This window comes from Acidisoma silvae, assembly GCF_020618775.1.
Classification (GTDB): domain Bacteria; phylum Pseudomonadota; class Alphaproteobacteria; order Acetobacterales; family Acetobacteraceae; genus Acidisoma; species Acidisoma silvae.
In genome coordinates this window covers 1-19373 of the sequence record NZ_JAESVB010000018.1, presented here as the reverse complement: position 1 = coordinate 19373, position 19373 = coordinate 1, and the positions used below count along the sequence as shown (strand labels likewise).

The following is a 19373-nucleotide window of genomic DNA, read 5'->3' as shown; positions in this document are numbered from 1 at the left end:
GACGAACCGATGGCTTTGATGATGGCGCGTTTTATATCTTAATAGGGAGCTTTGTGTGTCCAATCGAGATTTAGGTATCATTCCTCAGTCAGCGTTTAACCCATTCCTGTATGCTAGTATAGCTACCGAACCGAACGGCTCCTCATTAACAATGCTGTCAATTTTCGCACGCTCGGGCATCGACCCATGGTCAGAGGCTGCTCGATGGGGAAGACAGCAAAGAGAGATTACCATAACGCGTCTAATTAAAATTATTGAAGACTCAAGTCCAGCTTCATTTTCAAACGAAGGAAACCAGAAAAAGGCGGCTGAAGTTGCGGCACTTCTGCCGCTTCCGGAATGGCTTCCCGATGTGACGTTGGTGACAGCGCCGATCAAAGCAACTGTGATCGCAAACGGCTTAAAGAAGCGTCTGGATCAGGCCGGTCTCCCAAGATGGACGCCGGTTGTTGTTCTCGTCCTTATCATTGCTATTGCTTCGGTTACTCTTGCGTCGCTTCTCCATGGAGTATGGCTTTCAATCTTTAAATAAATTAGGCAGCACGGTAGCGAATCTCTTCTCTTGCTCAAATCGGGAGTAAAATGGATTATCTCGGCACGCATGCTTAGTCCGAAGGCCGCGGCCGTCTGGCACGAATCTCTGTGAATCATCACCATTCCCAGAATGAGCTGCGCTTTACGTGAAAATTAATAGTTTTGCTGCGGGGCTTGAAAAGCCTTAGCGACGGGTGAATACCCTGGATCTGGAATTCAAAAATAAATTTTCTTGTCTCTCCTTAAAAGTTTATTCGAAGGTGAGCCTCTGGTGAGCCAATTTTGATTGGGTGCGAAAGTAGCACAAATTGCGTCATAGATGATTCATTTGTGACGTAACAAGGTAGGAATGGCCAAGGTTGAAATTCCGTCGGGCGACAGCGTCGATGGTCCACAGAGCAGAAGCTTCTCATATTGCAAGAGGCGTTCGGCTTAGACGGCACCGTTTTGGATGTCGCCCGGCGGCAGGACGTTCTTCCGCAACAGATATATGCTTGACGGAGGAAGTTCTCGCCACCCAAATTGAACTCTCCCGAGATTGCATCGTTCATCCCTGTTTGGCTTGTCGGCGGGTCAGAGAGCTCCAGCGACGGTTCCAAACGGAGCGGCGTTCGGTTGAAAAGCAAAGACGTTCAAATCGTCCTGAGGAATGGTCGCTTACTGAGAATTGCAGCGGAAATCGATCTCAAGGTGGTGTCGTCGCTAGTTGCTTATGTGGAGGCAGCATGATCGGACTTGCTGGGCATGTGCCGGTTTATCGTAAGCGGTCGTTTTTCTGCGCCTAGCGAAACCGGTGCGGGCGAGCTGACAACGGAAGCTGTGAGACAGCTTTTGTAGGTAATGTTGTGTTTAATGATAAAAGCTCGGTGGTCGTTTTGCCTCGTGGAGAGGTTTGTTCGAGCCGACGTCGCCGATGGAGTGAGGAAGACAAGGGCCGGATTGTCGCCGAGAGTTTTGAGAAAGGCCGAACGGCTTCGGATGTAGCCCGGCAGCACGATATCAGTCCTCAGCAGCTCTTCGAATGGCGTCGACAAGCGCGTAGTGGCGAGCTCGTGGTTCCAGTGGCGGACGAGATGACCTTCGCGGATGTGTCGATTGGGCTTGCGGAGCCAACGGGCGTGGTCCTGATCGTGGCGACCTTGATCTGTCGGTGAATGGCGTGACGGTCCGCGTCACGGGCCGGACGGATATCGGCCTTCTAGTCCGGGTTGTGCAGGCGCTCAGTAGCTTTCCGGCATGATCAGCTTCCCGGCGGGGGCTCGGATCGTCGTGGCGGCCAAACCCGTGGACTTCCGTCGTGGCGGCGAGAGCCTGGCCGCATTAGCGAAGGAGGTCCTCAAGGAAGATCCCTTCGCGGGGGTAATTGTCATCTTCCGGTCTCGCCGAGCCGATAGGGTCAAGACTATCGCCTGGGATCAGACTGGATTGGTGATGGTGTGGAAGTCGCTAGCGGGCGCTGCCTTCCGGTGGCCGCCCATCGTGGATGGCTGTATGCGTCTCTCGGCGGCTCAAGGAGCGGCTCTCTTTGAAGGCCTTGAGTGGCGACGGGTCTACCTTCAGAACCTGGCAGCGGCACCGGTCTCTATAAGATAAAAGCCTTTATCTGGACTGAGTTTTTCTTCTCCAGGTGGGCTGCGTGTGGTACAAAATCGGCAAGATGATCCAAGCCGATCCCGCCCGCAGTGAACCCGGCGACACGCCCCTGGATGCAGAGACGGTCCATGGCCTGCGCGCGAAAGTCAGGCACCTTGAAGGGATCATCACCGGCCTTGAGACGCTCATCGGCCAGTTGAAGAAGAACAACGACGAGCTGCGCGCGCTGAAATTCGGGAAAGACCAAAACTGGGAGAGTTTGGGTCTAAGTGTTCGATGGCAGCGGCTATCAAGATCGCACGCCCAAAGCCATAGCCTACTACTATAGCCCTGACCGAAAGGGCGCGCATCCGGCCGATCACCTCGCCAACTTCAGCGGTGTGATGCACGCGGATGGTTATGGCGGTTACAAGAAGCTTTACGGCAATAAGATTATCGAAGCGGCCTGCATGGCTCATGTGCGCCGCAAGTTCCATGATATGATCAAGATGAAGCCGTCATTAATTGCCGATGAGGCGTTGGCGCGTATCGGCGTGCTTTACGATATTGAGTATCGTATCCGCGGCATGTCGGCGGATGTTCGGCGCAGCATGCGTCAACGACACGCCAAACCTGTTCTTGAAGAACTGAAGGTGTGGATTGAAACGACGCTTCCAACCTTGCCACAAAAACAGAAGCTCGCAGAAGCGATGCGATACGCCCTGTCGAGATGGACGGCATTGAGCGTATACATTGATGACGGTCGAGTTGAACTCGACAACTCTATAGCCGAACGCGCAATGCGTCCGCTTGGGATTGGGAGAAAGAACTGGCTCTTTGCCGGGTCAGACAAAGGAGGCCAGCGCATCGCCGATATCCTGACCATCATCGAGACGGTGAAATTGCACGGCCATAATCCGGAGGTCTATCTGATAGACATCCTAGCCAGGATCCAGGATTATCCCACGGACCGTCTTAATGAGCTATTGCCGTGGAATTGGGCGCCGATAGCGGTGCACGAGGCAGGGTGATGGCTCGCTCCAGGCATATTTACACGCTCAAACAAGTCGCCACCATGATTGGGGAGAACCTTGAACTGCTCGAGGAAATTACGGCCAACCCGGACAATGTCAGCGAAGGACAAATGTTCTATGTCAGCGATGGCAGTGAAGATGGCACAACGGGTTTAACCGAGGACGGCGTCAACGAGCTTCAGGAGCTTTTCGCAGACATACGCACATGGGAGGGTGGAATCTGGGAGCTCTTTGTGAGAGAACAATGCGATCCAGAAACCACCGAGCGCATCCTGGTGGACGAGTTAAAACGCCAGCCTTAAAATGCGTCTCGAAGGCCGCAAATGCATTCTTCGGACGCTTACATTCGAAGTGGTAAACTTAAATTAGCTTGCAACATTGATCGCGCGAACGGTTCCCCGGCCTGCCGCTTTCGCCTGGTAAAGGGCTTTGTCAGCGGCCTGAAGAATGGACGTAGCAGAAACAGGCTCAAAACCCTTGTCAGCAACACCAACACTGATCTCGATTGGAAAAAGGCGTTCCTCATTACTTTGTTTCAGATGATCTATCAGACGCTGCGCCACGGCGACTGCAATGCGGCCGTCGAGCCCGGGAAAAACCATAAGAAATTCGTCCCCACCATAGCGGCCAAGGCTATCTCCCGGGCGCATGACTTTAACCATATGCTGCCCAAGCTCTATGAGCGCAGTATCCCCCGCTTCATGACCAAACCTGTCGTTGATTGATTTGAAATGATCCAGGTCTAGTATCACTAGACTAAGAGGTTTCCATGTGGCACTCCCTTGCCGCAAAGCTAAGTCCAGCCCTCGCCGATTGAGCAATCCAGTCAGCGGATCGCGCATGGCCCCGTCATACAGTTGTTCATGCGACTGGGCGATTGTAGCCGCCATTCCGTTAAACGCCTCTCCAAGCTCCGAGAGCTCATCATGCCCGCTCTGTGGAACGCGAGCGTCGTAGTGACCGAGCTTCACCGCGGCCGTAGCGTTCTTGAGATCTCTAAGAGGTGCAATTATCGACAATGACAGCAGATAAACCATTCCGCCTGCTACTGAGAATCCTACTAACCAAGTTAATATAAGCGCTTTTTCAAAATCATTCTCCGATCCTCTTGCAAATTTATATCGAGAATAGACTGCAGATAAAAGTTGCGCATGAACCTTCTGCAGTTGATCGATTACTTGCTCCAGATTCTGGTCATCACGGGAAAGCTCGCTTGACGATGGAAGGAGCTTAGTAGCTGCTAACTCCTTTTCTACGAAAGGCTCCACTTGTTGCCAATTTTGAAAAGCATGGCTAATCTGAATTCCTAAATCTTGGGAGTGGCGGCCCTGATTTTTCAGCTGGCGAAAATCTTCATTTATGCGATCAACTAATGACGTCTGTGCTGCCTGGCTAGGAGACGCTTTTGTGCGCTCGAGATCATAACGAACTTGCTCAATATGAAATTCAAGCCGTGCAACGGGTAACAAATCTTTGATCGTTGTATCAATGGTGGCTTGGAACCTACGATTGGACGCGTGAAGAGCCAGTTGGAGAACAAGCGAAACGACAACGGCGGGCAAAAGGATTGCGGTTATCGCCAGCAGCAGGCGATGCTTAACAGGCCATCGCCGCAAGAGATCAATTGCCCACTGACGCATAAAATTTCCTGTTAGCTTGGCGGCTAAACTTTACCCGATTCATACTCTAGCCGCCGATAGAGAAAGTCAGTACGGTATTTGGTCAAGCCAATGTGTATTGTTAGAAAGCTTTGACCACGCTGAAACAGTAAAATATACATGTCAAGAAAATCGAATCCTAAATAAAAAAAGAAATATCAAATAAGATTTTAGGTCTGAATAATTAGGTTGACCGGCTGAAATCTACGTCGCAAGGGCAGGTTATACAGTCTTGCTACCCACGTCGCCGCTCAGCATGCACCGATGAATGGGGAGGAGGCGAATCAACTCCGTCATCGAGATCATAGCGAATGCCATGCCGCCCAGCATGTATTGGGAGCTTGATGTCAGGGGGTGCCGGCGCGCCTTATAGGCTCGTTCTAGCAGACATCGCCGGCCTCCGACCTTCTACGCGGGATGAACCAAACCGCAAGCAACCGCGCGAATCTGAGAAGCGGATTAGGCCATGGCGAAGGCGATCATGGTGATACTCATGACACGCGGTTCCTGAATCCCAATGTCCGAGATCCGCATTTGGGCACGCGGATGCTGCAGCAGTGCAACCTCGCTATCTGACGCAGGCTCATGCTAGTTTTAAGTCGCCAAGTCGGTGAAGTCTGTGTGTCTCTTGCAATCGACACACAAATTCATGCTGCATCACATAGGATGGGACACGTCCCGAAAACAAAGACCTTAGTCGTTGATATTTCCCTTGCTTGGCGAACATCCACCAAATCTTGTCGGCATGCCGAACAGGTGGCGGCGCAACCCGTCGAGCATCGATGTCGATAGGACACGTGGTAGAGTTACGAGCAGGCGAGCGTCTTTCCCCACAGGGTATCGGGCTTTGGGGCGCTTGCTGCTCAAGGCATGATAGATTGCGCGTGCAACGACATCAGGTTGGCTTCCTGCATTCTCGCGTGCTAGTGCGCTGTGGGTAAAACGCCGAAACATGTCGCCGTAGCGCTCGGCCGCGCCTGCCGGCCATGAGGCGATGGCTTCGTCGGGACCGCCCAGAGTTTTCTCAACGGCCGGGGTGTGGATCGATCCCGGCTCGATCAGGCAAACTCGAATGCCTGAGGAATGTAGCTCTTGCCGCAATGCATCATTGAAAGAAGTGAAAGCGGCTTTAGTTGCGCAAAGAACCCCGCCAAAGGGAATAGTGATATGCGCGCCGACCGAACCAAGGTTGATGATCCGGCCGGGGCCGGGGCGCAACAGCGGAAGGAATGCCTGGATTACTTCAAGCTGCCCGAACAAGTTAACCTCGAAGGCATCACGGACCCGGGCTAGGCTAACAACCTCCATCGGCGCGGAAAAGCCGATACCAGCGTTATTAACCAGGCCGTCGAGGCCACCCGCCCCTAAGACGTCCTCGACTGCCGCGCGCGCTTGGAGGATCGTTTCCGGCAGCGTCACATCCATTTCTACTGGAACGATCCGGCCGTCCGAAAAGCCACGTGCAAGCGCCTCGCCATCCGCGAGACGGCGGCAGGCGACAAAAACCTGCATGTCCTGGGACGCGAGATAGAGGGCTGTCGCCCTGCCGATGCCGCTAGATGCACCCGTCACGAGGACGCTTGCACGGGGTTTTGCCCCGCGGGGGCCATCAGAAGTGTCTGGTGCCATGATGGACCCCGGCGCGAAATGCATGAGGCGCCACAATATTATGGTTGGATCCGAGTCGCAACGGTTCTTGGACGTTCTCGGTGAGGGGACGCGGATAAAAACTTGGACTGCCTAGGAGGTGGGGGGTAGTCTATGTATTCGTATAAAGACAGACTTCAGGCAGTTGAGCTTTACATCAAGCTCGGCAAACGTGTCCGTGCTACAATTCGTCAGCTGGGCTATCCGACCAAGAACGCCCTGAAGGGCTGGTGCCGGGAATACGAGCAACGCCGTGATTTGCCTCTGGGGTGTAAGGTCCGAGACCCCAAGTTCACGCAGGCGCAGAAGGAGGCGGCTCTTGAGCACTACCTCACTCATGACAGATGCATCGCTGCGACAATGAGGGCCTTGGGCTACCCCGGGCGTGGGAGACTGACTGCGTGGGTTCGGGAGGCGCTTCCTGAGAGCAGGAAAGCTACCGTTGGGATTGCTGGCCGTCCAAGGTATGCCGAGGCCCTGAAGCAGGCGGGTGTCATCGAACTCTGCAATCGACAAGAAAGTGCGCAGGCTGTCGCTGAAAAGCTCGGCGTAAGCAGGCCGACACTGTATAGCTGGAAAAACCAGCTCCTTGGCCGTGAGGCTCCCGCAATTATGAAAAGCAATAACAAATCACCACCGGAGCGAGAGGAATTAGAGCGCGAGCTCAAATCCCTGCGGGGCGATATGCGACAACTGCAGCTTGAACATGATCTCTTGAAGAAGGCTAATGAACTTCTAAAAAAAGGCCTGGGCGTCGACCTGCACCTCCTGAGTAATCGGGAAAAGACAGTGCTGGTTGACGCCCTCAAAGATCTCTATCGACTGCCGGACCTGCTTGCTCAGCTGAAGCTGGCGCGAAGCTCATACTTCTACCATCGGGCCCGTGTGAACGTAGCAGACAAATATAGTGATATTCGCCGCAGCATCACTGAAATTTTCGAGCAGAACCATCGCTGCTATGGCTATCGTCGGCTGCAAGCGTCGCTGGACAGGCAGCACGTCACGATCTCTGAGAAAGTTGTGCAGCGACTAATGAAACAGCAGTGCCTGGTCGTTGCCAAACCAAAGCGGCGCCGGTACGGGTCCTATCTCGGGGAGATCAGCGCGGCGCCCGAGAACCTTATTAATCGCGACTTCCAGGCAACTGCCCCGAACGAGAAGTAGCTGACCGACATAACCGAGTTCCAGATCCCGGCTGGCAAAGTCTATCCGTCACCCATCATCGACTGCTTCGATGGGTTGGTCATCAGTTGGTCCATCGGCGCGCATCCAGACGCTGAGCTCGTCAACACCATGCTGGATGCGGCTATCGAGACGGTGCTCGATATGGACACGCGGCCTGTTGTTCACTCAGATCGTGGCGCTCACTATCGTTGGCCAGGTTGGCTCTCACGGATGACGGATGCCAATCTTACTCGTTCAATGTCTCGTAAGGGTTGCTCACCTGACAACGCGGCGTGTGAAGGATTCTTCGGACGCCTAAAAACTGAACTATTCTATCCCCGAGACTGGAAGACCTCGACAATAGAACAATTCGTTAAGGCCGTTGATTCCTACAACCGCTGGTATAATGGAAAGCGCATCAAAATATCCCTCGGCGCTCTCAGTCCTCTTGAATATCGACAAAGTCTTGGCATTAGAGTTTAAAATGTAGTCCAAGTTTTTATCCGCATCCCCAATCCTATCCGCCCGGGTCAGCTCTCACTGAAACTCAACATTCCAGTGTTGCGGTGACCACATCAGCACCTTCTGGTCTGTGATGGTCCGCAGTGCCCCGGGTCGTGGCTCGTCAAGAAGACCATCCAAGCGCTTCTCGGCGAAGCGCCGTCGCCAGGTTGTGACTGTCACGCGGGTCACGTCAAGCTACTCCGCGATCGCAAGGTTGCTTACGCCTTCGGCCGCCAGCAACACGATCTCAGCCCGAATTGCATCCGCACGAGATACCTTGCGCCGACGAAGCCGCGAGGCAAGCTCGGCTGCTTCAGTCTCCCACAAATCAATCGCAATCGCCTTGGGTGTCGCCACGCGCTGCCTTCTGTGCTGCCAGGAGCTCAGCGAATCATAGCCACGCCGAGGTGTCTTTCTCGGCCAGGACACAAGTTCGCTGCGGCAGCTAGAGGTGGACAACGCCAGGTAGCCATTTTTGCAAAGTCGATCGATATTTCGAGCAGCCGATCCGTATCCCCAGTCTGGATTCGGAAAGAGGTATAAGCCCGAAAATCGTCTATGCTATCCCAGTGCTCGAGTAATAAGAAGCTGTTGTTATCGGAATCGCTAGGAATCAGTTCAATTTTTCCGGAAACCTTTCCGGGTCTTGGTCAAAGTAACATATGCTTTAGAGCGTTGATAAACTGATCAACTCGGTCGGGTTTGATGATCCAAACCGCAGTGACGACGATTCCGTCCGACATCTGATTATTCTTTCAGTAAGAGGTTAGTCGACGTAAATGCATTTCGTCGAGGGATTTACTATGCCGCACTCTAACCAACCCAGTCTGGCAGGAAGGATGGCAAGATGTCGCTTTGGAAGAAGAGTGCAATTTGCTTTTGAGGCAATTGTCGGTATGCGGCAGAAATTCGCTAATATTATTATTGTTAATCTTTGATTATGTTCGAACTGGTTAAATGCTAGCTCTATTTTCCGACAATTTATAGCCTTGGGCGAGCAATCACTTTTGAGTTTCTTCATCAGAAAAATGGAAAAGTTACACTTGCTATCGGAGCAATTTAAAAACAGAAATCGAAAAGAAATTTCTGGTGAAATCTAAACGACCAAATATTTTAGACAGCGAACAAATTATGGACGTCGAACGTATTGGTAGCGGTGAGCGAGCCACTCAGTGGCGGTGCCGTCGGCCAGTGTGAAATACTGATCTTTCCTGTCGCGATCGGGACCATCACTAATTGTTAGCTGTCGCAACCGCAGGAAGCTGACTGTGCTGTCTTTCCCAACGCCTGCAACCGCCAAGGGAGCAAAACTGAGTTCTATCTGGTTAAGGTCACCGCGACTGAGGCTCCAGGCTGGCATCAATCCAACTGGATCCCGTGTGTCGAAGGACACGTAATCCCACCTGCCGTCCAACCGATTGTAGCACAGAAGATCGGTTCGCTTGACTGAAACGCGAGCCATATCGGCCAGTGGACGAATAAACTCTTGTAGCAATGATCCAATCATCACCCGCTCGGCAACTAAACCGGTGCTCGTCGTTGGATGTGCCCCTGGAGCAGCCCATACTGTTTCCCTTAGATCCCAGAGGCCGGCTCGGCGCTCGAGAAAATCCGCCTCTGAGCCTGGCTTGTTAAGCCGGTCGCTCAACGATTCCTCCGAAGAGGGGGCGGTTGTGCCGGCACTCTGTGCCATCGCTTGCGACGCAACAAGCGAGGCCAAAGTGGTTCCCCCAATGGCTGTGGCCCCTAAGAAATGGCGACGATCTAGCATCTTTTTTTCCTATATGGTGTCACAGTTGGGTTGGGAATTTTTTGAATTACCTGAAAGATTTACATTAAGAGCTACCGACGTCACGCCGGTGCGTTGTAGGTGCCAGGGCTGTTGGGGGTGGCGCGCCATTCAGGTGCGCGTAGGTTCTCTGCCTGCGAAAGATTGCTCTGTACATTGTAGGCGTCGCCGTCCTTCAAATATCCGGGGGAACCAGGCTGCTGGCGCCATGACTCCGCTATTGGCCCCGCATCGACTGCGTCAAAGCCGATTTGATCGATAAGATGTGCGACTGTGCGCTTGGCAGCGGGGTTATCGCCAGCGATTGCCAGTGCAATACGGCCGGGCACACTAGCCGGCTTGCCGCGCTCGAGGAGATGGCGCGCGATGATCGTATTGAACGCTTTGACAACCGGCCTGCCAATCTGCTGTTCAACCCAAGCACTTTCGGTAAGGCCGCCCTCGATGCCACCGATATAGCCGTCGCGCTGTTGCGGGTAATAGTTGCTGGCATCGATCACAACCAAGTTTTGAGATGCATGAGCAAACAAGTTAGAAGGCAGATCCGGGATGCTCTTTGTCGGAACAGCAATCACGGCGATGTCTTGCCCTTTCACGACATCGTTCAGTGAGATTCCAAATGCGCCCGTCTCCTCTAGCAGCGCCGCCAGCGACGCTGGACCGCGTGTGTTGGCCACCGAGACGTCATGCTTTGCCAAACGGAATTGGCGGGTAAGAGTGCCGCCGATTTGGCCAGAACCTATAATGCCGATTTTCATGATCAAGCCCTTTTTCTGATCGCCGGCCTTGCGTCGGCTAAATGAAGAGGTAATTATCAATCAAATTGAGATAAATGGCTTTTTGCCCATAACACTTTCAACCAGGAGGAGTGAATGGATCGTCTTTCCGGCATGGCAGCCTATGTGAAAACTGTGGAATTAGGCTCTTTTTCGGCGGCGGGCGTCAGTCTGGGTATCTCGCCGCAAATGGTCGCAAAGCATGTCAATTATTTAGAATCGCGGTTAGGCACGCGGCTAATAAACCGGACTACCCGACAGCAGAGCCTCACTGAGATCGGCAAAAAATTCTACGACAGATGCAAGCTAGTGCTTGCTGAAACCGACTGGGCCTACGCCCTCGCCGAGGAAGCGCATGGGACGCCTCGGGGACGTCTGCGCGTCAACGCACCGGTATCTTTTGGGGCCGACAGTCTCATCCCTGTGGTGACCCGCTACCTTCGAGAAAACCCGGCAGTTGACATCGATCTTGTGCTCAGTGATCGGTTCGTCGATCTGATAGATGACGATTTCGAGGCCGTCTTCCGAACCGGACCACTCGCTGAAAACGGGCTTTCAGCTTGTGAAATAACGCCATTTCGCTTGGTTGCATGCGCGTCACCCACCTACCTGCGTCAGAGGGGGAGCCCTACAAACCCTTCGGACCTTAAGACACACGAGTGCCTTGGCCATGCACATTGGTCGCATCCTGCAGATTACCCTTGGCGCTTTGTTCGTCGCGGTCGGATCTACGAACCGCAAGTCAGAGGTCAGCTTCGGTTGAACGATGCAAAAGGTCTGTTGTCGGCGGCAATCGACGGCTTCGGCATTGTGCTGATTGCTGAGGACGTCGTGCGGCAGGCCTTGGCGGCGGGCCAACTTGTAAGGATCTTGCCGGATTTTGAGACACCCTCTCGGCCTATGCACATCGTATTTCGCCCCGATCGCCGTCTGACGCCGAAGCTTAGAAGCTTTATCGACGCCGTCGTGGGCGCGTTTCCCCGTGATCCTCCCGCGAGTGGCGTCGATAAGATCGGCAAAACATTCGCCATGTCCTGAATTTCCTCTGGAGTGCACACAAATTGCATGAAAAAGCCGCTGACACTGTGCCGGCATTTGGGTCAACACGCGCTTACTTGTGCTGGCATCGTTGCTTGCGGTGTCATCGTCCAAGTCAAAGGAAATCACTTTCCTAGGTGATTCGCCTGTGAACAAAACAATGTCGCTTCATCGAGCGGCATTGCCTTGCCAAATAGCCAGCCCTGCCCAAAGTCACAGTTCATCCGTTTCAACATCTCTGCCGTTTTTAAACTGTCGATTCCCTCAGCGACTATGTGGAGACCAAAACTGTGTCCTAAATTTATTATACTTGCTACGATCTTGCGGCTTGCTTCAGTGCAGTTCATCGTTCGCACAAATTCCATATCAATTTTAAGCTTGTCGAACGGTAGCCTTTGCAAATGCCGCAAGCTAGAATAGCCGGTTCCAAAATCATCTAAAGACAGCGAAATTCCCATGGCTTTGAGATCAGCAAGAACACTGCTTGCCATTTCAAAGTCATCAATGAGTGCACTTTCCGTTAATTCCACATGGAGGCGTGTGGCTGGCATCCCCGTCTCTGTGAGGGCTGCCGCAATCAAGGCTGGAAGACGGCGATGCCGTAACTGAACGGGCGAAACATTCACCGCGATAAAGACATGATCGGGCCAACTTAAGGCTGCCTGGCAGGCCTGATGGATGAGCTGATCGGTCATTTGTTCAATCAAACCGATGGCCTCGGCTAACGGAATAAAGATGCTTGGCGGAACATTGCCCTTGGTTCCGTGTTTCCAACGCGCAAGCATTTCGAATCCTACCAGGGTTCCGTCAGACAGAGCGACAATAGGCTGATAGTGGGGCTGGATTTCGTGTTGCTTCAGGGCAACTCTTAGTTCGGATTCAAGTTCTGCACGTTCGCGCAATCTAATATCTTGTCCAGGTTCATAAAACCGATAGCCGTTCCGGCCGGCCGCTTTCGCATCGTAAAGCGCTGCGTCCGCTCGCGTCATCAATGTGGTTTCGGCGATCGCCGCCCCCATACTCATCGCGATACCAATGCAGCAGCCGATCTGGATACTGAGCCCTTGAACTTCGAAAGTCTTTCCTATTTCTGATATGATGCGCTCGGCAAGGTGCTCTGCAGCCTCTTCACTCGAAGGATAGCTGACAATCGAAAATTCGTCGCCGCCAAGTCTTGCTGTCGTCTCTTGATTGTCGACGATGCCGGACAGCCGTTTCGCGACAAGTTGGAGCAATTGGTCACCGACAATGTGGCCGTGCAAATCATTGACCGGCTTGAAGCGATCTAGATCAATGACCAAAAGCGAGGCTGTCCCGTGCTCGTAAGCTGCCTGGTCTTGCGCCAACTTTAGACGCTCACTGAACAATACTCTATTCGGAAGATCCGTTAGAACATCGTACCGTCCCAAGCGGGTTTGGTCTGCAAGCGCCTGAGCCGCGTTGAGTAACTTACGGTGCTCCAAAATAGCGGCGACCGGGAGCGTCGATAAAACCACGAAGGCAAGGTAAATCTGCAAAAACAGCACTTGCTCCTCATGGCTTACGTTTGGATAGTGTCGAAATGGGCCGTATCCGGTGACAGTCAGCGATGTCGCCACAATCGTAAGGACGACGGAACTCGTGACAGCGCCCAGAATTCCACCACGAAAGGCCGCAAGAAGAAGAAAAGGAAAGCTGAAATAGGTGCCGGGAACAAAATTTAGGCGAAAATCAACCCATCCCACTAAACCAACCAAAAGACCCAAATAAGATACTCTTAACAATTCCTGTTTGGAAATTTGGCGCCATTGCGCAGAATCCGTCCACAACAATAAAAAAGGAGTGATCACTAAAAGGTCGAAGGCGCCGGCGATATACCAATTGAACCAAGTCGAAAGGAAGTGACCGCCGAAATATGATGTCACCACTGCTGCTCCTGCACCTGTGCTGACAATTGGAACGGTTATACAAACAGCGGCAAAGGACGAAATTTGTTCCAAATTTGAGAACAGCGGTGCACGCGAGAAAATCCGCTTCAGGAGAAGGGATACGACAATGATTTCAAGCGATCCTGTAAAGGCTGTCCCGACCGCGATGGTGACTGGGTCGCCGTAAAGTAGGACAGCTGTTATGTCCGCTCCGAATTCCGCCAGAATCAGTGCGGGCCAAGATTTAGTAGGGCTACGGAATACAGCGGTAACAGCGATCGCATTAGTTAACCAAATTGGCGTGTCATTTCCCATGTAGTGCAGAATCGTATATTCGACAGCAAGAATAGCGACGAAAAGAAGAATAGCCTTTCCAAGCTTCGGCCCGATTTCGTTGAGAGTGGGCGTTTTCAATTTAGCCCAAGGTCTTACAAGCGCCGAGATGATTCCGCTGAAAAAGGACATGCTCTTGTCTTTCGAAAGCCAGCCCGTGCTAGTCATAAACAATACCGTTCAAGATCATGCTTTTTGGGTTAGGGCGAGTAGCTTCCAGGTTGTGGTGGAAAGCCGTGCTCGCGATATTTGGACAAACATAACGGGAAGATGGGCCGTGGGACTCAAAACGTTAAAATCCTTATCGTTTCTTGCTCTCAAGCAGCATTGCGAAAGACGCCTAGACTTTGACAGGGGGCGGCCGAGATGGAATAAAAGGCTAGGATCAAATCATTGCAAAACAATAACTGGTCGGATCGCGCTAGCAACATGACATTGTCTTGAACAAACTGCCGGCGTAGTTCTTGGAGACAAAATTTATCCAAAGTCGATAATCTTCGTATGGCAATCTCAGCCAAATTATTTTGTAAGTTGCGACGACAAGGTGTGCCGGCGTCTAGGGCTTCTTAACGGGCATTGCGCTTCAGATCGCTATTAGCGGGCGACCGTGAGGAAGAGCTGAGCCAGACCCGTTCTCTTTAGTCGAGCCAGAGCTTAGCCGCAAAACTCGGGTTGATACGCGGCAGCTTATCAGGCTGAGTGCTCCCAAGACTGTCTGGCCTGGGCAAATGCTTCTTCGCTACGCTTTGGCGACGACGGGCAAAGCGTTTGCGGCGGAAGCTCGTGCCATTGCGCAAAAAGATGTCAGATTGGTGCGTCAGGCATTCAAGTAACGTGCCAGTGAAGGGCTCAGACACAAAACCCCGCGTCCAGTCGCCAACGGAAACTTGGATCTAATGATGCCGACGATGCAGGGCGCGACCTGAGGCATTCCGAAGCACTCGAAATCCTGGTTACTGATCTCCGAACGGCAGGTAATCGCGACAGCAACGATCTTGGCACGTTTGTCAGAGGAGATCAGAAAAGATCAACTTGACGGTTTTCTTGTGCTATGCGGCAAGTCTAAAATTACGTTTTACTGCATCGAAGCAGCCATAGACCTTCTACCGAACCCCTTCAACCCCTCCGAGCTGAAGGACAGCGTCGCGCTTGCGACACCGACTTGTTTATGGCGCAGTGAGAGCGGGGCGATGGCGCGGCATAACTAGCCGTCCGTTCATTTTTAAGAGTGAACGCGGCTTGACGAATGCCCGTCAAAATCTAAGCATGAAGCATCTCGCTATGCTAAGCGGTCAGAACAATAAGCTGCTCAAAGGGGAAATATCGTGGCCATAGGAAGCGTAAAATGGTTCAATTTGGAGAAAGGCTTTGGTTTCATCCGGCCGGTCAGTCCTGGCCCAGATGTGTTTGTCCACATCGCTTCAGTCCATCGAGCGGGTTTATCAGGTCTTACCGAGGGCCAAAAAATCCATTTTGACGCTTTTGCGCACGATAGTAGCGGAAAAATGGCCGCTGAGAACCTGAAGGTACTTTAGCGCCACGAAAGGGGACTGCTTAAGGAACACTTCCTTGCCGAGGATCGGCCGGTGGCGTAGTTAGCTAATAGCAACGCACGTTGATTGAAATTTAGAAGTATTTAGTGTCAATCTTGAGTAAACCAAGTCTTTGTGGGGCATGCGCGTCTGATCCGCGCAATTGGTCCGATCGAAAGGATGTGAACCTGCGCTGCTTTGCGGCTAAAGCAGATACGCTATCAGTTTGCATCATGCCCCGACAAACGCTCACGGCAGAAATCAAAGCCACAATTAAGATATTATAAGCAACCAGCTCCAACCGAGGACCTGTGCGCCTTTTTGCCTCCAAATGCCTTTGAGTGACGGGAATGCCGCTAGTGGGGTCTGTTGGGGCGAGGGCTGCAGGATCGGAGGGTTGTCGCTGCCGGAGATCCAGCGATTTGGATATACGGGAACGCCTCCCCATCGGAGCGGGTCTTTACCCATGACGTGTGATGAAGTCTAAGCGTCTCATGGCAAAGCTTACCACTTCCCATTCCTTTCGGCCCGGAAAATCAAAAATTGATCCTACAACACGGAAGATTCTTTCGGCTATTATTAAGCGTGTTCCTTGTATGAAGCCGAGTGTGCTTCTTTCATCGCTTCAAGTCAGGAAATTACAAATCTTGCAAGATCTATCGCCAGAGTGTGTTGTCATTCGGCTATTCGCAATACTTTTTCCTTGCGGCATTCGCAACGGGGACGTCGTCAAGATGTTGACCTTAAGCCTTTTGATGAATTGCGGAGCAGTGACGAATTTGCTCCATAGTTCAGACTTTAGGTTGCTGGTCTGACGTTGCCCAGGAATTCCTTGGGTGCCAGATGCTAAGGGTGCTTCAAAAATGACTAGTTTCTATGCCTCTGAGGAAGATTGCGCTATTGAATTGCGCGAGACGTCTGAACAGACCGTCCCCAAAATTTGCGATGAAGAATGGATCGCTCTCGTCGCTTTAAACAACTTGCCAGATAATCAGCATTTTGTTTGTGCGACTGATGTGAGTGGGAAAGCCATTTCCAACTTGATTAAACTCGGTTTTGCTGTTGGAGAACCAGACATGGCTCAAATATCCGAAAAGGGCCGTGAAGCGTTTAATATTATGGTAACGCGAGATAAGTGAGTGCAGCGCGGCGATCAAGGTGAGAACGTATTGCCTCATTGAGAGATGTTCCCGAGCGTCTGATTGTCGCCTCACGCGATCGCACCAGTTGCCTCACATCTCCGTCCCCATTGCCGCCCGATCGGGCGGCAATGGGGACGGATCCTCTGATGCGGCATACAGAGTGTCTGCGGCCTGTGCACGCCAGCCTGTTATCCTGCGCTGAATGGTTCGTATTAGCCCTGGTTGGTATTTGTCGGGATAGGTCGTCTGAAGCCGTTCCAGCAACCGCCGCCCGGTTTTCCAGGGTTCTTCGGCAAACCATCCCATTAATTCGGCTGTGACGGCTTCCACTGGGTCAGGGCGCCGCCGCCCTCTTGGCCCACTTGCTTTCCGACGGTGCGTCGGCCGGATCACTGGGCCATTCTCCCAAGCGGTCTTTAATCCTGCCAGGAATTTTTCCAGAGTAACCGCATCAGGGGCTCCATGGCTGCCCGGCACGATCCCGTCCGAGAGGTTAACCAACTCCTCCTGCAGCTGGCGTATAGACCGCAACAACTCAATTGGGTCCCGGAACACGCGCTCCTTCAACAAATCTGCTTTGGCACTCTCGGTCACGCGCCGATCGTCGTGGACCCGTTGCTGGGGTGTGGCTGGCGTATGGTACCGCTTTATAATCCGCCCACCGTCCCGAGCTTTGCTGAGCAATTTGAAGGAAGGCTGGTAGAAGTTCACATAGAGGCGGAAAGCCGAATAAAACTTTGCCAAGAGACGCGCAGCTTCCAACCCCTCATATCGCCGGTAGCCAATCGCACGCCGCACCACTGCGCCGTTCTTTTGCTCAACCCAGGCCTGGTCGTTTTTGCGATATGGGCGGCAGCGCGTTAGTTCGATGCCATACTGCGTGCAATAGTCCTTTACGGTTTCGTTCATGAAGACGCTGTCGTTGTCGACATCGATTCCAAGTAGTGGGAACGGGAGGCTGTTGATACCGGAGCAACACTGGTTCTCCCGCAGGTTCCGTGGTGGTGGGCTTGTACTGATGCCGTGAATCGGAGACAGACATGGATTTACGTCCATGGTGTTGCCCGGTGTCGCAAAAGGTTCTGCCGTTCATCTCTCCAACCCTCAAAGTAACCCGCGTCAGGCCAACGGCGGAAGCGGTCATGATTGAAGCCACTGGCCGCGAACGTAATGCTCGCTGCCCAGAGTGTTCCGCGCCATCCAGGCGGTTGCACAGTTGGTATTTTCGACATCTGCACGATTTGCCGTGGCAAGGGCGTTCTGTGATCATTCGCGTTCATGGCAAGCGCTATTACTGCCTCAACCGACAGTGCCCCAGGCGAACTTTTGCAGAATCACTGCCAGACGTCGCACCGCGGTCGAGCCAACGAACGGCCCGACTGAGAGACCTGCAACGTCATTTTGGTTTAGCGCTTGGCGGCGAAGCTGGAGCCCGGTTGGCCTCTCGCATGTCGACACCCGTCAGTCCTGATACCTTGCTTCGTCTCGCGTCCGGGCGCCGTATAACCGATGTGACGCCTACTCCGCGCGTGCTTGGCATCGACGATTGGGCGTGGAAGCGTGGGCGGTTTTACGGCACCGTTCTCGTCGACCTCGAGACAAATAAAGTGATTGATCTTCTGCCGGACAGAGAAGCCGCAACCGTTGCCAAATGGCTCACCCGTCACCCTGGGGTCGAGATTGTCGCGCGTGACCGAGCTGGCGCCTATTCCGATGGAATCCGCCAGGGTGCGCCCTCGGCTATCCAGGTGGCCGACCGTTGGCATTTGCTGCGTAACCTGGGTGACGCCGTTCAAGCTCTCGGCGCCCGGCATAATGCCGCTGCTCGCCGTGCTGCGAGCCAGGTGCGCTCCTATCTCGCTGCCAAACAGCCCTTAACTACACAGAAGGCTGTTTACGCCTTTCCCCCGGCGCCGACGAGAGCGCAACGCGCCGGCCTTGCGTCACACAGCCGCCGTGAGGAACTCCATGCTGAGATGGTCAGATTGAAAAACATTGGTATCTCGACTGTGCAGATCTCTGGGCAGCTTGGCATCGACCGGAAGACCATCCTGCGATGGCAGAGGCTTGGATATGCACCACGGTGGTTGCAACCGAAGGGAGATAGCATCCTCGACCCATTCAAGCTCTACCTTGGGCGGCGTTGGAGTGAGGGGTGTCGTAATGCGACGCAGCTTTGGCGCGAACTCAACGATTTGGGTTTTCGTGGCCGGCCTTCTCTTGTCCGGGAATGGGCGACCAATATCCGGAGGGGAAAGGCTCAAGCTCCCGAAATCGCTGACCTCCCGTTGCCTCCGGCTTGGCCCGTGCCAAGCGGCTATGGGCTTGCCCATCTGTTGATGGCCGATCGCAGAGCCCTGAGCCCTGAAGATAGCCTGTTCAAGCGCCACCTTCTGGCCGCCGAACCCGCTTTGGGTGCTGCGATCAAATGGGCAAAACGGATGAACAGACTTTTACGGCGTCGTGGCCATGATGACCTGAGCCAGCTTCTGACGGACGCAGCCGAAACACCGCTTGCTCGCTTCGCGATCAGCCTTCGCCGCGACTACGATGCAATCCACGCTGCGGTGACATCACCTTGGACCACCAGCCCGGTCGAAGGGCATGTCTGTCGTATCAAAATGCTAAAGAGATCCATGTATGGGAGGGCAGGATTCGAACTGCTGCGCGCTCGGGTTCTCAACCTAGAATGATAGTGAGCATCACCACGCAATATGCGGGAGAACCCAATTCTATCCGGCGC

17 protein-coding genes and 3 pseudogenes are annotated in these 19373 nt (G+C 53.2%); 12 read left to right on the top strand and 8 right to left on the bottom strand.

Going from position 1 to position 19373, the window contains the following annotated elements:
- The first annotated feature begins 55 nt into the window (after positions 1-55).
- The 7 genes and pseudogenes from ASILVAE211_RS21705 (at position 56) to ASILVAE211_RS21675 (ending at position 3442) form a co-directional block, all read left to right on the top strand.
- On the top strand, positions 56-532 hold the full coding sequence (locus ASILVAE211_RS21705; RefSeq protein WP_227323461.1) for a hypothetical protein: 477 nt from the start codon (positions 56-58) through the stop codon (positions 530-532).
- 389 nt (positions 533-921) lie between these two features.
- Positions 922-1032, top strand: a pseudogene (locus ASILVAE211_RS26540) (transposase); the annotation flags it as partial.
- 347 nt (positions 1033-1379) lie between these two features.
- Complete coding sequence (locus tag ASILVAE211_RS26150; RefSeq protein WP_406566086.1) at positions 1380-1688, top strand: transposase; 309 nt, start codon at positions 1380-1382, stop codon at positions 1686-1688.
- A gap of 82 nt (positions 1689-1770) precedes the next feature.
- Complete coding sequence (tnpB, locus tag ASILVAE211_RS26535) at positions 1771-2127, top strand: IS66 family insertion sequence element accessory protein TnpB (RefSeq protein ID WP_227323460.1); 357 nt, start codon at positions 1771-1773, stop codon at positions 2125-2127.
- Positions 2128-2170: 43 nt separating this feature from the next.
- A complete protein-coding gene (locus ASILVAE211_RS21685; protein ID WP_227323507.1) occupies positions 2171-2455 on the top strand; it encodes a hypothetical protein in 285 nt (94 codons plus the stop codon).
- Positions 2364-3137, top strand: a pseudogene (gene tnpC / locus ASILVAE211_RS21680) (IS66 family transposase); the annotation flags it as partial. The gene ASILVAE211_RS21685 and the pseudogene tnpC, both read left to right, overlap by 92 nt.
- Positions 3137-3442 (top strand): hypothetical protein, encoded by a 306-nt coding sequence (locus ASILVAE211_RS21675; RefSeq protein WP_227323459.1) that lies wholly within the window; start codon positions 3137-3139, stop codon positions 3440-3442. The pseudogene tnpC and the gene ASILVAE211_RS21675, both read left to right, overlap by 1 nt.
- Positions 3443-3505: 63 nt before the next feature.
- Here ASILVAE211_RS21675 and ASILVAE211_RS21670 read toward each other — a convergent pair whose 3' ends face one another.
- Positions 3506-4780 carry a GGDEF domain-containing protein gene (locus ASILVAE211_RS21670; protein ID WP_227323458.1) on the bottom strand — a complete coding sequence of 425 codons (1275 nt, stop codon included), beginning with the start codon at positions 4778-4780 and terminating at the stop codon, positions 3506-3508.
- Positions 4781-5491: 711 nt separating this feature from the next.
- Positions 5492-6427 (bottom strand): SDR family oxidoreductase, encoded by a 936-nt coding sequence (locus tag ASILVAE211_RS21665; RefSeq protein ID WP_227323457.1) that lies wholly within the window; start codon positions 6425-6427, stop codon positions 5492-5494.
- A 132-nt stretch (positions 6428-6559) separates the two neighbouring features.
- On the opposite strand from ASILVAE211_RS21665, the pseudogene ASILVAE211_RS21660 reads away from it, so the two are divergent.
- A pseudogene (locus ASILVAE211_RS21660) lies at positions 6560-8092 on the top strand (IS3 family transposase).
- A 54-nt stretch (positions 8093-8146) separates the two neighbouring features.
- Here ASILVAE211_RS21660 and ASILVAE211_RS26530 read toward each other — a convergent pair.
- The 4 genes from ASILVAE211_RS26530 to ASILVAE211_RS21645 all read right to left on the bottom strand — a co-directional run bounded on the left by ASILVAE211_RS26530 (position 8147) and on the right by ASILVAE211_RS21645 (position 10660).
- Positions 8147-8293, bottom strand: coding sequence for a hypothetical protein (locus ASILVAE211_RS26530; protein WP_406566087.1), 147 nt, complete (start codon positions 8291-8293; stop codon positions 8147-8149).
- Between the two features lie 15 nt (positions 8294-8308).
- Positions 8309-8470 carry a hypothetical protein gene (locus tag ASILVAE211_RS21655; RefSeq protein ID WP_227323456.1) on the bottom strand — a complete coding sequence of 54 codons (162 nt, stop codon included), beginning with the start codon at positions 8468-8470 and terminating at the stop codon, positions 8309-8311.
- Positions 8471-9242: 772 nt separating this feature from the next.
- The gene (locus ASILVAE211_RS21650; RefSeq protein ID WP_227323455.1) at positions 9243-9761 is read right to left on the bottom strand and encodes a DUF1579 domain-containing protein; all 519 of its coding nucleotides are present in this window, start codon (positions 9759-9761) and stop codon (positions 9243-9245) included.
- 203 nt (positions 9762-9964) lie between these two features.
- Positions 9965-10660: an NADPH-dependent F420 reductase gene (locus ASILVAE211_RS21645; protein WP_227323454.1), complete on the bottom strand. Its 696-nt coding sequence runs from the start codon at positions 10658-10660 to the stop codon at positions 9965-9967.
- A gap of 114 nt (positions 10661-10774) precedes the next feature.
- On the opposite strand from ASILVAE211_RS21645, the gene ASILVAE211_RS21640 reads away from it, so the two are divergent.
- Positions 10775-11716, top strand: a complete 942-nt coding sequence (locus ASILVAE211_RS21640) for a LysR family transcriptional regulator (protein WP_227323453.1) — start codon at positions 10775-10777, stop codon at positions 11714-11716.
- A 125-nt stretch (positions 11717-11841) separates the two neighbouring features.
- Here ASILVAE211_RS21640 and ASILVAE211_RS21635 read toward each other — a convergent pair whose 3' ends face one another.
- Complete coding sequence (locus ASILVAE211_RS21635; protein ID WP_227323452.1) at positions 11842-14088, bottom strand: putative bifunctional diguanylate cyclase/phosphodiesterase; 2247 nt, start codon at positions 14086-14088, stop codon at positions 11842-11844.
- Between the two features lie 1193 nt (positions 14089-15281).
- Between ASILVAE211_RS21635 and ASILVAE211_RS21630 the strand changes: the two genes are divergently transcribed.
- Positions 15282-15491: a cold-shock protein gene (locus ASILVAE211_RS21630; protein WP_227323451.1), complete on the top strand. Its 210-nt coding sequence runs from the start codon at positions 15282-15284 to the stop codon at positions 15489-15491.
- 833 nt (positions 15492-16324) lie between these two features.
- A complete protein-coding gene (locus ASILVAE211_RS21625; protein ID WP_227323450.1) occupies positions 16325-16627 on the top strand; it encodes a hypothetical protein in 303 nt (100 codons plus the stop codon).
- Between the two features lie 93 nt (positions 16628-16720).
- On the opposite strand, the gene ASILVAE211_RS21620 is transcribed toward ASILVAE211_RS21625, so the two are convergent.
- On the bottom strand, positions 16721-17539 hold the full coding sequence (locus ASILVAE211_RS21620; protein ID WP_227323449.1) for a hypothetical protein: 819 nt from the start codon (positions 17537-17539) through the stop codon (positions 16721-16723).
- Between the two features lie 131 nt (positions 17540-17670).
- Between ASILVAE211_RS21620 and ASILVAE211_RS21615 the strand changes: the two genes are divergently transcribed.
- Entirely contained in the window at positions 17671-19323 is a 1653-nt protein-coding gene (locus ASILVAE211_RS21615) for an ISL3 family transposase (protein WP_227323448.1), read from the top strand.
- Positions 19324-19373 lie beyond the last annotated feature (50 nt).

Bases quoted from the DNA above. Each gene is read 5' to 3' on its own strand.
- tnpB (WP_227323460.1), top strand. From the start codon at position 1,771: ATGATCAGCTTCCCGGCGGGGGCTCGGATCGTCGTGGCGGCCAAACCC.
- ASILVAE211_RS21675 (WP_227323459.1), top strand. From the start codon at position 3,137: ATGGCTCGCTCCAGGCATATTTACACGCTCAAACAAGTCGCCACCATG.
- ASILVAE211_RS21670 (WP_227323458.1), bottom strand. From the start codon at position 4,780: ATGCGTCAGTGGGCAATTGATCTCTTGCGGCGATGGCCTGTTAAGCAT.
- ASILVAE211_RS21665 (WP_227323457.1), bottom strand. From the start codon at position 6,427: ATGGCACCAGACACTTCTGATGGCCCCCGCGGGGCAAAACCCCGTGCA.
- ASILVAE211_RS21645 (WP_227323454.1), bottom strand. From the start codon at position 10,660: ATGAAAATCGGCATTATAGGTTCTGGCCAAATCGGCGGCACTCTTACC.
- ASILVAE211_RS21640 (WP_227323453.1), top strand. From the start codon at position 10,775: ATGGATCGTCTTTCCGGCATGGCAGCCTATGTGAAAACTGTGGAATTA.
- ASILVAE211_RS21635 (WP_227323452.1), bottom strand. From the start codon at position 14,088: ATGTCCTTTTTCAGCGGAATCATCTCGGCGCTTGTAAGACCTTGGGCT.
- ASILVAE211_RS21620 (WP_227323449.1), bottom strand. From the start codon at position 17,539: ATGAACGAAACCGTAAAGGACTATTGCACGCAGTATGGCATCGAACTA.
- ASILVAE211_RS21615 (WP_227323448.1), top strand. From the start codon at position 17,671: ATGGATTTACGTCCATGGTGTTGCCCGGTGTCGCAAAAGGTTCTGCCG.